The sequence below is a fragment of the Qipengyuania gaetbuli genome, from assembly GCF_020171365.1.
Lineage (GTDB): Bacteria > Pseudomonadota > Alphaproteobacteria > Sphingomonadales > Sphingomonadaceae > Qipengyuania > Qipengyuania gaetbuli_B.
This window is the reverse complement of the sequence record NZ_JAIUZO010000002.1, coordinates 2,483,795-2,496,065: the sequence shown is the minus strand read 5'-3', so window position 1 is coordinate 2,496,065 and position 12,271 is coordinate 2,483,795. Positions and strand designations below refer to the sequence as shown.

Below are 12,271 nucleotides of genomic sequence, written 5' to 3'. Positions count from 1 at the left end.
CTCAGCCTAGCCCCCGCGCGATCCAGGGGCCGATGGCATTGGCCAGCGGCAGCGGCAGCTTTTTCCAGAGCTCGATCTTGGCCGAATGACCATCGTCGGTCGGATCGATATTGCGCGCCGCGGCGCCAGGGGCAGTCCATGCGCGGTAAACCAGCGGTTCCGGCTCGAAACCCCAGTTCTTCTTGAAATGGTAGGGACCGCTTCCGGTTTTCGAACGACCGAAGTCGAATTTTTTCATACCCTTGCGCCGTGCATGGCACATCAGTTCGTAATACATGCGCTCGTTCGCGCGAAGGCCGCGAGCCTCCAGGCCGCCGCCGCCCCAGAACGGCATCACGGCACCGTCATGATAGAACGAGAGCACGCTGGAAACCGGCTTGCCGCGATGGTGGACGGTCAGGATATCGGCATCCTCCCCGAAGGCTTCCAGCATCGCCGAGAAGAGAGATTTCGGGAACACCGGAGTGCCGAGATTGCGAACGCTTTCCGAAAAGCAGGCAAAGTGACGGGCCAGATCTTCAGGCCCTCGCCCGACGGTCACTGCAAGTTCTTTGGCTAGGCCCTTGCGCACCTCGGCGCGGGCCTTGCGCGGGATCGCGAGCAATTGTGCCTCGTCATCACCGGCAAGCTCGCCTGCGAAATTGGCGTGCCTGCCCTCGATCCTGGACCATTCCGGAGCAGCGACTGGCCCACGCAATTCAACCGTAGACGCCCCACGACGCACTGCCAGTTCCTCGGCGGCGCGGCACAAGGCGGCTACCTGTCCCTCGTCCTTGGCTAGAATTCCGCCTCCGACAGCGAAACCGCTGGAAACCAGCGCCCGTCCGAACAGAGGTGAGTGGATATCAGTGAGCGGCAGCCAACCCTGCACTACGCCGCCCTGCTCGCTCACCAGCCCGAGCGCCTTCTGGCCCGTCCCGCGCTCCACGGCCTTGAGCCAGGCCGGTCGGTGGAAAATGGAACCGCGCCGGTCAGCAACGAACTCTTCGATCCGCGCCGCCACGGCAGCGTCGGAAAGGTCGGCCAACCGGACCGTACACGCCATGGCGAGCGGCGCATTCACGCCGCCCAATCCAGTGCGCGGACCCTCTCCCGCTCGGCAAGCTCGTCCATTCGGCCCCAGGCGAATTCCCCCAGCAGGTCGGTGAGCTTGCCGGCCATGCGCGACAGGTTGGTGTAGTGGCGCAGCCTCGAACGCAGGGGCGCCCCGCCAACGCGCGGCTGCTCCGGATCGACTTCCCATGGGTGGAAATAGAAGATGGCCGGTCGCCCCTCTTCGTGGTTCACCTGCCGGATCGCCCAGCGGCTGAAGCCATAGGGCAGGACGCGGAAGAACCCGCCCCCGCCTGCCGCCAAGCGCCGGTTGGCGAACAATGCGGTCGTCACAGGGATTTCCACCAGATCGCTGCCCGGTACCGGATTGAACGCGAAGCGCGGCGCCTCGCGCCAGCCGTAGTGATCGTGAACCACCGGCGCGACGCTGGAGGAATAGGCGTAGCCGTGTTCCGCCAGAACCTCATGCGCCCAGCTATTGCGGGCATCGATCGAAAAGCTCGGAGCGCGGTAACCGGTGATCGCGCACCCGCCTGTGTCTTCGAGAATCGCACGGGCCTTGGCGAGATCGGCTGCGAATTCCTCTCGTGTGAAAGTGAATACGCGGGTGTGGTCATAGCCGTGACTTGCCAGTTCGTGGCCGCGTTCGACGATGGCGCGCATCGCCGCAGGGCTGCGCTCCGCCACCCAGCCAAGCGTGAAGAAGGTCGCCTTGACCCCGGCTTCGTCAAACAGGTCCAGAATGCGCGCGACATTGTCGCCGACACGCAGCTGGAGCGAATCCCAGTCCTCGCGCTTCAGCGTGTTCTCGAACGCGCCGACCTGGAACCAGTCCTCCACATCGACCGAGAGGCCGTTCACTATCCTGCTGTCTGTCATCCGGCCCGCCCCCAAGCGCGTCAGGCCGCTTCGCGGGTTCCGGCCGACTCGAAATAGTCGATCATCATCGAAAGGACGTGGCGCAGCGAGCGCTCCTGCTCATCGAGGCGCGCCTCGATAGCAGCGAGCCGCTTGTCGAGATCGGCCGGCGTCTCGTTGCCCTCTCCACGCGAGGCGGCGAGCTTTTCGATTTCCCGACGCAGTGCAGCCATGTGCTTGTCGCGCTGGGCAAAGGCGCCTTCGATCGCTTCGATCTGGACGTCGAGCAGGCCCTTCTGCCGCGCTTCGACATCGGCAGCGCTGGGTACCGGGGCTGCCTGGGTCCGCGCCTGCGCAATGGCATCGCTCGCCGGGAGGTTGCGGTCGGGCCTGACGCGCGGCGCTTCGGCAGCGGTTTCGGCGGCGGCATCGCCCGTCATTTCCTCGATCACGGCATCGAGCATATCGATCTCGAGCACCGATTGTTCTTCCAGCGCGCCCATCAGCAGCAGCCGGTTCATGACCTGGTTGACCTTGCGCGGAATGCCGCCCGTCGCCTTGTGCAGGCGCGGCCAGATTGCCGATGCGAACTCGGGATTGCCTGTCCAGCCGACATGTTCCAACCGGTGCGCCACGTAAGGTTCCATCTCGCCCGGCTGCATCGGTTCGAGGTGGTGTGCCGCGATGACGCGCTGGCGCAGCTGCTCCAGTTCGTCCGACTGTGCGAGCAGGTGCTTGAATTCGGGCTGGCCGAGCAGCAGCGTCTGGAGCAGCGGATGCGAACCGAGCTGGAAGTTCGACAGCATGCGCAGCTCTTCCAGCGCGCCGATCGAGAGGTTCTGCGCCTCGTCCACGATCAGCAGGACGCGGCGGCCCTGGCGTGCTTCCTCGTGCAGGAACAGTTCGATCGCCGCGAGCGCGCTTGCCTTGTCCCCGCCCTCGACATCGAGGCCGAAGCTGCGGGCGGCAACGTGGATCATTTCCTCGCCGTCGAGCGCGCTGGTGACGACTTCGCCCACGGTCATGCGGCGCTCGTCCAGCCTTTGTTTGAGATGCGCGACCAGCGTCGATTTACCCGCCCCGACCTCGCCGGTGATGACGACGAAACCTTCTCCCTGGTTCAGGCCATAGCCGAGATAGCTCAGCGCCTTCTTGTGCGTGATGCTCTCGAAATAGAATGCCGGGTCCGGCGTCAGCTGGAAGGGGCGCTCGGAAAGGCCGTAGAATTCCTCGTACATGTAACGTCCCTTATCAGAAATCGTAGCGCAGGCCGAGCAATGCGCTTGCCGCGCGCAGGTCCGCGTCGCTGACCTCGGTATCGACAGCATAGACCGAAAGTGCGGCGCGTGCCGACAGGTTCTGCCAGATGCGCTGGTAATAGGAGGCGGCGCTACCATAGGCGAAGGTATCGCCTATCTCGCCGATGCCGCTGTCGAACCAGTTGGCAAAGGTGTTCACGCTGAAGTTGCCGCGCCATGCCGGCCCGCTGACGCCGGCAGTCACGTAATAGCTTTCATCGACGATATCGTTGGCCACTTCGAGCACGGTCCCGGGCGCGGCGATGAATTTGCGGTTGTCGTAGCCTGCGGCGATGCCCGCGGTCATCCGGCCGACTTCACGCGTGTAGCTGGCGGTCACGCCGCGACCGCGGAAGACCGAGGAGCGGACCGAGCCGAGCAGGCCGGACAAGCAATTGGTGCCCAGCGTCGGGCTGGTGCAGCCGGTGATATCGCCGCTAACGGGGTCGCGGATCACCTCGAAATCGGTGGGCAGCGCGGCCAGCGCATTGTTGAGCCTGCCGCCGAAGCCCTGGATCGAATCGTAGACTGCGATGCCGAGGTTCGAGCGGCTGGACGGCTGCCAGGTAAAGCTGCCGTAATAAGTGTCGCTGTCGTAGCGGCGTCCGAAGGTTGCCTGCAGCTGCGTGCGGCTGCTCGGGCGCCAGATGACCCCAACGTCCCAGATTAGGCCTTCCGCCTCGTAAGCAATCTGGCGCGGGCTGTTGCTGTCGACGACGTAGCGACCATTCGGGCCGACGATCGGATTGCCGTCCGTATCGCGCAGGGCGTCACGGGAGGAGACTTCGACGTCCTCGACGCCGGCACCGGCGACGATGGCCAGCGTGGGCGTAACCGGAATAGTCACGTCTCCGCGCACGTAGGCATCGCGTACCCGCTGGTCCAGCGTGTCGATATCTTCCTGGTAGAAGCCCGCACCGACGCCCACGCCCACCGGGAAAGGCATATCGGGCGAAGTCGCCGCACGAACCATGGCGGAATGAGCGACGCTCTCGTCAAACAGGTCCACGGCGTCACCGCCGAGCGTGACGAAATCGGGGCCTTCCACCCGCGTATAGCCGATGCGGTAATTCGCATCGATCTTGACGTCGTCGACGCGGGTCGAAAGCGTCGGGCCGGCATAGGCGGAATAGGTCTTCGTGACGGTATCGTCGTCACCGATAACAGGCACGAGCAGCGATCCGCCCGAGCCATCCGTCCTTGTGCGGCTTGCCAGAGCGCCCGCCTCGATCTGCAGTGTACGCGGGACGATGGCCGTGTAGCCGCGCACGATGCCGGTCAGCGTGTCGGTGTCGCGCGCGTTCCCATCCCAGGCGAAATTGCGTTCGTAGCGCAGGGCAATGGCAGCGCCGCTGTTTCGGCCGCGGATCTGGGCGTCCACTCCGGCGGCGACCTGCGTGTAGGTAACGGTCTCGTCCACCGGATCGAACTGCCAGGTCACGATCTGGGAGACTTCGATGTACGGATCGATGCGCGTGCGATCCCCTTCGCGGGAGGACTCGCGATCATCCCCACGGCGATCCTGCGCAGCAACGGGGCCGGCGACGGCCAGCGCGCCTAGCGCGATCGCTGTCAGGATGCCCCGCATTGTGGGATTACTCCCCGTAACCGTAATAGCTGCCGAACTTGCGGCCGCTCGGGCTGAAGGTCGCATCGTTGAGCAGCAGGCGGATATCGGGACAGGCCGACAGCAGGTCGATCGCGTCTTCCAGAGCCACCTGTCCGGTCCGGTCCGCGCGCGCAACCAGCAGCGCCTGGCCGACATGCTTGGCAAGCTCGCTCGCGGGCGTCGCCGCCAGTGCGGGCGGGCTGTCGAACACGATCATGCGGTTCGGTGCGCCACGGGTCAGGCGATTGAGCACTTCCCACGTCCGTTCGCTGGCAAGGTATTCGCTGTCGCGGCCGGTGCGCGCGCCGGCGCCCAGCACCCAGAGGCCGGGTACATCGGTGCCGAGAACGTAATCCTCCACGTGGGCGGACGGATCGGCGAGGACGTCCATGAAGCCGGTCTCGCTCGACAGGCCGAGCTTCGACAGGATCGACGGCTTGCCGAAATCGGCGTCGATCAGCAGCACTTCACCGTCGCGTTCCGACGCCATCGCCAGCGCGAGGTTCAGGGCGCAGAAGGTCTTGCCCTCGTTGGGATGCGGCGAGCAGACGAGCACGCGGCGCGAGGCAGCCGTGCCTTCCGCCTTGGCTGTCGCCAACACTTGCCGTTTGACGATGCGGAATTCTTCCAGCAGGCGCGATGCCCCGCCATCGGGGTCGATCAGGCCCTGTTCGCGCAGCAATTCGCGCACGATTTCGTGTTTCGTTCCGGTGAATTCGACCGCGGCGGTTTCCGCGCGGCGCGGGGCTGGCTGGGCAACAGGTGCAGCAGCGGGCTCTACGACAGGCTCCGCCACACGCTTGGCAGGCGGATCGGCCAGGGCAGGCTTTTCCTCGAACTTGCGCTTGGTGGCGAATTTCTTCGCCTTGTCGCCTTCAAGCATGACCGGAACCGCAGCCGGAGCCAGCTTGTCGAGGCCGAAGGCGCCGCTGGCGCGTTCGAGCAGCGAGGCGCGTTCGGACGGAGGCGTTTCATCCTTCGCCTTGTCGGCGGGCGTGATCTTGGTGGGCTTGTTCACGCTCATCTCCTCAAGCCACCGATCCGACCTGGACGATCTCGACAACGAGCAGCAGGAAGCAGATGCCTGCCAGCGCGCCCGATCCGGCAAGGAATTGCTTGAGGCGCAGCTTCTCGTGCAGCGTCGCTTCCACCGTCATCGAGCGCGAAACGGTGCCGATGACGGGCAGTTCGAGCGCCTTTTCCAGCCGTTCTGCCGTGGTGAAGCTGGACCGCAGCAATCCGAGCAGGAAAGCAACGCCCGCCCCCACGAGAAGACCCGACAGCAGCACGCCGACCAGCAGCAACGGACGGTTTGGTGCGGCAGGCTTTTGCGGCAGGATCGGCGGATCGATCACGTCGAACTGGAACGAGCTGCGGTTGGTCTCGTAGTCGCCGCGCACCCGCATACGTTCACGGCTCTGAAGGAGCTCGTCGTATTTTTCCTTCTGGACCTCGTAGTCACGGCTGATCCGGCTGGCTTCGGCAGCAACGGCCGGTTCGTCCGCCTGCGTGGCGATCAGCGCCGAGATATCCGACTGCAGCGCCACCTTGCGCGCCTGGAGCGCTTGGACGTTGGCCTGCCGCTCGGCACGGATCGAGACCAGCGAACTATAGGCAGGGTTGAGCGAGCCGCCGGAACCGGCCGGTTCACGTTCAGCCTGCGCGCGCAGCGCCTCGATCTGACGCAACTGGGCCTGGACGTCGGGATGGCTGTTGGTGAGGCCGCGCGCACGCATGCCGGAAAGCTGGGCTTCGGCCTGCATCAGCGCGCCGCGTGCACCGCCCTCGCCCGGCATCACGATGGTGCGCGGCGTACCGGCAATCTGGCCGTTTATGGCTGCAAGCGCGCTTTGTGCAGCGGCGATGTCCGCATCGACATTGCGCATCTCGCTACGCATGGTCTGGAGCCGCATGGCGCTGGCACCCGCACCGGCCACGGCCTCGGGGTTTGCGGCCTCGAAGGCAAGGCGGCGCTGTTCGATCGCCTCGAGCTCCTTCTTGCGCTCTTCCAGCTGCTGTTCGAGGAAAATCATGGTCTGCGCCACGTCGCCGCGGTTGTCGGCAATGTTCTGTTCGCGGAACAGGTCGATCATTTGCTGGACGACTTCCTGCGCCAGCTTGGCGTTCTCCGCATCGGACAGGCTGCCCTCGCCGATGGTCGCAGTGATTTCGAACAGATTGTCCTGCTGCAGGCTGACCCGGATATTGTCCGACAGGTCCTCGACCGCGTTCTGCATCTCGAGGTCGGTCTGCACCTTGTCGCCCAGCTGGGTCGAACGGATGATCTTTTCCAGATTGGTCGCGCTGGTCAGCGTCTGGCGAACGCGGGTGATGGCCTGTTCACCGTCGCCTGCGATCTTGAGCTCGTCACCCAGCACATCGTCCAGTTCGACGAAGATGCGCGCCCGGCTTTCGTAGCTGTTGGGGATCATCGCGACCGCCAGCCAGCCCAGAAGGCACACGCCCCAGGCCACCGCCAGCGCGATCCACCGGCGGTTCCAGACCGTGTGCAGCGCGCTGCGAAACTGGTCGATGATGTCCTGCATGCCCCCTTGCCCGGCCCTAGAAGGCGCTTTCCGGGATGATGATCACATCGCCGGGCTGCAGCAGCACGTTGGCATCGCTGTCGCCGCGGCGAAGCAGGTCGGCTAGGCGCAGCGCATATTCTTTCTGCGAGCCCGACTGCTTGTCGAACCGGATGAGCTTGGCGCGGTTACCGGCGGCAAATTCGCTGAGGCCGCCGACCGAGATCATGGCATCGAGCACCGTCATGTTCGCGCGGTAGGGCAGCGATGCCGGCTTTTCCGTGGCGCCGACGATGCGGATCTGCTGGCTGAAGGTACCCGCGAACTCGTTCACGATGACCGAAACCAGCGGTTCCTCGATGTACTGGCTGAGCTGCTGGGCGATGTCCTTTTCCAGCATCGACGGCGTCTTGCCGACGGCAGGCAGGTCCTTGACCAGCGGGATGGTGATGCGCCCGTCGGGACGGACCTGGATCTTTTCCGCACCCAGTTCCGGATTGCGCCAGACGTGGATGGTCAGCTCGTCGAGCGGGCCGATCACATATTCCTCGCCCGGCTGTTCCTGCAGGGCAACGAAGGTCGCCGGCGGTAGCTCGTCGGCGCCTGTCGTGGCGCAGCCGCCCAGTCCCAGGCTCGTGCAAGCAAGAGCAACGATAGCGGCAGATCGGATCGAACGCATTCGGTATTTCCCTGTCATCGAGCGCGGTTGCCGATTGGCGGCCCCGCGCAGTCATCCCAATTTCACACAGGTCATTGCCCGAAAAAGGTGAACATACTGTTAGCCATGGAGCCGCGAACCAGCGGAATCGCTGGGATTTACCACGAAATTCGCAACTGTCTCAAATCAGGACTTCGGCAGCCGGTCCCTGGGCGAGAAATGCTGCCGGAGAGGCGCTGGCACCATAGGCCCCGGCACAGAATACCGCGACCAGATCGCCGACTTCGGCACGCGGCAGGTGCGCCTTGTCGGCAAGACGGTCCAGCGGGGTGCAAAGGCAGCCCACGACATTGGCGACCTCTTCGGGTTCCGCCCCGAACCGCGAGGCAATGGCGACCGGGTAATTGCGGCGCACGACGGTCCCGAAATTGCCCGATGCGGCCAGCTGGTGATGGAGTCCGCCATCGGTGACGAGATAGACCTCGCCATGGCTTTCCTTTCGATCGAGGATCCGCGTGAGGTAAACACCTGACTCGCCCACAAGATAGCGGCCCAATTCGACGAAGATCTCCGCCTGGGAAAGAGTTTCAGGTAGCGTTTCCAGACGCTTGGACAGATTTTCTCCCACCTTCTCGATATCGAGGGGCGTGTCTCCGCTGAAATAGGGGATACCGAAACCGCCGCCCATGTTCAGCTTCGGCAAGGTCACGCCCGCCTCCAAGGCGATCCTGTTGGCGAGGTCGAGGATATTGCCCTGCGTTTCGGCGACTGCGTCGGCGTCGAGTGCCTGGCTGCCCGTGAAGATATGCAGGCCGCGCCAATCGCACCCGGCAGCGATAATCTCCCGGGCAAGCGCGGGCACGCGTTCCGCATCGACGCCGAACGGCTTTGCGCCGCCTCCCATCTTCATGCCGGAGCCCTTGAGTTCGAAATCCGGGTTTACCCTGATTGCGAGGCGAGGCGTTTTTCCGAGACGTTCGGCAATCGCCAGCGCCCTTCTCGCCTCGTTCTCGCTCTCGAGATTGAGCGTGACACCTGCCGAAATTGCAGCCTCCAGTTCCGTGTCGCGCTTGCCGGGGCCGGCAAAGCTGATGCGCGCACCCTCCATGCCGATCGCCTGCAGCATGGCTAGTTCGCCCCCAGAGGCGATATCCAGCCCGTCGACAAATTCCGAAATAAACTGAAGAAGCGGAGAGAAACTATTGGCTTTTATGGCGTAATTTACACGAATCCGCTCAGGCAGGGCCTTGCGCAGCATCGCCAGCCGAGCCGCGATGAGATCCCTCGAATGGACGAACAGCGGGCTCGCCCCCGCCGCCTCGACGAGGTCGGAAGCCTTGCGGCCCGCAATCGCGAGTTCGCCGTCGATGGCTTCGAAGCCGTCCGGAATGGGGCCAAGCGGCTTCATGCGCCGATCTCCTGCTCGAGCCTTGTGCGGTCGATCTTGCCATTCGGGTTGAGCGGCATCGTTTCGCGCCAGTGATAGACATGCGGCTGCATGAAATTGGGCAGTTCACGCGCCAGCGCCCGCCTAAGCTCCGCCTCGGTGTTATCGGAGGCATCAGCTGCCGCCCGCACTACCAGGTGGATCGCATGGCCGAGCTGCATGTCGGGCACCCCGATCGCAACCGCCTCGGCGACCAGGCCCGAAGCCAGCGCCGCACTCTCGACCTCCTGCGGGCTGATCCGGTTGCCCGCGCTCTTGATCATGGCGTCACGGCGACCGACGAAGTGCAGCAACCCTTCTGCATCCCGCCTGACACGGTCGCCGGACCAGACGGCGGTGCCGCCATAGGTTGATGCATCCGGCGCAGGCCGGAACCGTTCTGCAGTGCGCGCCGCATCCTGCCAGTACCCTTGCGCCACGAGCGGGCCGCAATGCACCAGTTCGCCCTCTTCTTCCGGGTCGGCCACCGCGCCCTCATCGTCGATGACGAGGATTTCCGCAAAGGGGATCGCCTTGCCCATCGAGGTCGGATGGCTGTCGACAAGGTCCGGATCCAGATAAGTCGAACGGAATGCCTCGGTCAGGCCGTACATCGGGAACAGCCGCGCTTCGGGGAACAGTGCCCGCAGGTCGCGTACCAGTTCGACCGTGAGGGCACCCCCGCTGTTAGTCAGGCGGCGCATGGACGCCAGCGCCTCGGCAGGCCACTCCATCTCGGTCAGCTGGACCCAGAGCGGGGGGACGGCGGCCAGCGTGGTGACGCCGTGCCGGGCGCAGGCCTTCGCGACGTCACGCGGGAAAAGGTAATCGAGCGGAACGACGCACCCGCCCGCGTACCAGGTGGAAAGCAGCTGGTTCTGACCGTAGTCGAAACTGAGCGGCAGGACTGCAAGCGTGACGTCATCGCTGCTCATGCCAAGGTAATCGGCCACCGAGACGGCACCCAGCCAGAGGTTCGCATGGCTGAGCATGACGCCCTTGGGCTTGCCCGTCGAACCGCTCGTGTAAAGAATTGCCGCCAGCGCATCGGGATCGCTGTCCGACGGCTTCAACCGGGCGGCGGTAGCTTCGGCGCTTGCGAAGACTTCGGCTTCGTCGACCGCCTGGCACCCTGCGGGAAGATCGCCGTCCTCCAGCGTCTGGAGCCGGGCTTTGGTGCCCATGAGGAGGCACGCGCCGCTATCGGCCAGGATATGCGCCACCTGCGCGCGCTTCAGCAGCGGATTTATCGGCACGTGGACAAGCCCCGCCCGTGCAGCCGCCAGCGGCAGGAGGCAGGTCAGTTCCCCCTTTGCCGCCCAGCTTGCAACCCGCGAACCCGCCTCGCACTGGCCGGCCAGCCACCCGGCCAGCAGCGAGACCTGCTCGCGAAGTTCGGCAAAACTCAGCACACGGTCCTTGAGCACCAGGGCGCGCGCCTGTGCATCGCCGCGTTCCGCCAGTTGATCGAGCGGATAGGGCGTGGGATCAGGCGTGGAAGGTCCGGGCAAGGGATTACCGGTGGTCATTACGGTCAGCTATCACGACACGGCCAGCAAACTGCAAGGGGTTCGGCACGATCGCTCCGGGCCTTTCGACGGTCATGAGTGGTTCGAACTGCTCGAACAGCATGGCTGGGAGCCTGTGATCGCCCTTGCCGAGGACGCCCTTGCCCTGCCCCTGACGCGTGTGCCGAAAGGGCTGGAGAGCCTGACGAACTGGTTTTCGTTTACCTGGGCTCCGGTCGGTGAAGCGGGAGAGGGGGCAGCCGGTCAGCTTCGTGCGCTGGCAGCAGACCTCAAACGCAGGACCGCCCGTGTCGACTTGAGTCCCCTGGCGGGGGAGGACCGCTGGCTTGGCCTGCTGGAGGAGGCATTCCGCACTTCAGGTTGGCTGGTCTTCCGCGAGAAGTGCGACGACAACCACATCTTGCAGGTGAACGGCCGAAACTTCGAGCAGTACTGGGCGTCGCGTCCGGGCCAGATGCGGTCCACGGTCCAGCGAAAGTTGAAGAAAGTCAAAACCAAGATTTCGACGCAATTCTATGCACTTGAATGGCAAACCTACCAGTCAATATACAAAGAGAGCTGGAAACCGACCGAAGAACGCGCGGACCTGCTCGAAGCCTTCGCGCGCAGCGAAAGCGAAAGAGGGCACTATCGCCTCGGCATCGCTTTTGCCGATGACGAACCGGTGGCGGCACAGTTCTGGACCATCGAGAACGGCACGGCCTACATCCACAAGCTGGCGCATCTCAAAGAGGCGGAAAACCTCTCGGCCGGGACGGTGCTGACCGCCGCGATGTTCGAGTGCGCTATCGACACCGACGGTGCAACATTAGTCGATTTCGGAACCGGCTCCGACCCTTACAAGCGCGACTGGATGGAGGAGTGCCGGCCGCGTTATCGCCTCACCTGCCTCGACCCGCGACAAGTTGCGGCATGGCCTGGCATAGCCAAGCGCCTTCTCGGCCGCCTTGCACGCGGTTGACCACGCGGCTAAGGCGGCACCCGCTTTCAGCAGGGACACCGAAAAACGCATGGCAGAAACCGCCACCGCCGAACCGACCGGACCGAGCCGCAGCGCGATCGATGCGACGCTGCGCGCGATCCTGAGCGATGTCCTCGCGCTCGATGCCGAGCGGGTAGAGGGTTTCGATGGCGACACGGGCCTGTTCGGACACCTGCCGGAACTCGATTCCATGGCCGTGGCAACGCTGCTGACCGAAATGGAAGACCGCCTCCACATCATCATCGAAGACGACGATGTCGACGGCGAAATGCTCGAAACCTACGGCGGCCTCCTCGCTTTCGCCGAAGCGAAAACCATCGAAGGCTGAGCGCC

Annotated in this window: 11 protein-coding genes; 2 read left to right on the top strand and 9 right to left on the bottom strand. The window is 64.5% G+C overall.

The annotated features are described in order from the left end of the window. Position 1: 1 nt before the first annotated feature. From LCL94_RS12835 to LCL94_RS12795, 9 genes are all read right to left on the bottom strand, one after another. Positions 2-1,063, bottom strand: a complete 1,062-nt coding sequence (locus tag LCL94_RS12835) for a FemAB family XrtA/PEP-CTERM system-associated protein (RefSeq protein WP_224832535.1) — start codon at positions 1,061-1,063, stop codon at positions 2-4. Beyond that, on the bottom strand, positions 1,060-1,932 hold the full coding sequence (locus tag LCL94_RS12830; protein WP_224832534.1) for an XrtA system polysaccharide deacetylase: 873 nt from the start codon (positions 1,930-1,932) through the stop codon (positions 1,060-1,062). Before LCL94_RS12830 ends, LCL94_RS12835 begins: the two co-directional genes overlap by 4 nt. Positions 1,933-1,952: 20 nt before the next feature. Further along, complete coding sequence (locus LCL94_RS12825) at positions 1,953-3,149, bottom strand: XrtA/PEP-CTERM system-associated ATPase (RefSeq protein WP_224832533.1); 1,197 nt, start codon at positions 3,147-3,149, stop codon at positions 1,953-1,955. Between the two features lie 13 nt (positions 3,150-3,162). Next, positions 3,163-4,797 (bottom strand): preprotein translocase subunit YajC, encoded by a 1,635-nt coding sequence (locus LCL94_RS12820; protein WP_224832532.1) that lies wholly within the window; start codon positions 4,795-4,797, stop codon positions 3,163-3,165. Between the two features lie 7 nt (positions 4,798-4,804). Then, positions 4,805-5,836, bottom strand: a complete 1,032-nt coding sequence (locus LCL94_RS12815; RefSeq protein WP_412070784.1) for a capsular biosynthesis protein — start codon at positions 5,834-5,836, stop codon at positions 4,805-4,807. A gap of 10 nt (positions 5,837-5,846) precedes the next feature. Then, positions 5,847-7,364: an XrtA system polysaccharide chain length determinant gene (locus LCL94_RS12810; RefSeq protein WP_224832530.1), complete on the bottom strand. Its 1,518-nt coding sequence runs from the start codon at positions 7,362-7,364 to the stop codon at positions 5,847-5,849. A gap of 16 nt (positions 7,365-7,380) precedes the next feature. Continuing rightward, complete coding sequence (locus tag LCL94_RS12805) at positions 7,381-8,022, bottom strand: XrtA/PEP-CTERM system exopolysaccharide export protein (protein ID WP_224832529.1); 642 nt, start codon at positions 8,020-8,022, stop codon at positions 7,381-7,383. A gap of 160 nt (positions 8,023-8,182) precedes the next feature. Then, positions 8,183-9,409, bottom strand: a complete 1,227-nt coding sequence (locus LCL94_RS12800) for a pyridoxal-dependent decarboxylase, exosortase A system-associated (protein WP_224832528.1) — start codon at positions 9,407-9,409, stop codon at positions 8,183-8,185. After that, a complete protein-coding gene (locus tag LCL94_RS12795; RefSeq protein ID WP_224832527.1) occupies positions 9,406-10,956 on the bottom strand; it encodes an acyl-CoA ligase (AMP-forming), exosortase A system-associated in 1,551 nt (516 codons plus the stop codon). Before LCL94_RS12795 ends, LCL94_RS12800 begins: the two co-directional genes overlap by 4 nt. Here LCL94_RS12795 and LCL94_RS12790 point away from each other — a divergent pair. Further along, entirely contained in the window at positions 10,949-11,917 is a 969-nt protein-coding gene (locus LCL94_RS12790) for a GNAT family N-acetyltransferase (protein WP_224832526.1), read from the top strand. The genes LCL94_RS12795 and LCL94_RS12790 overlap by 8 nt on opposite strands. A gap of 49 nt (positions 11,918-11,966) precedes the next feature. Continuing rightward, positions 11,967-12,266: an acyl carrier protein gene (locus tag LCL94_RS12785; RefSeq protein ID WP_224832525.1), complete on the top strand. Its 300-nt coding sequence runs from the start codon at positions 11,967-11,969 to the stop codon at positions 12,264-12,266. The last annotated feature ends 5 nt before the right edge of the window (positions 12,267-12,271 follow it).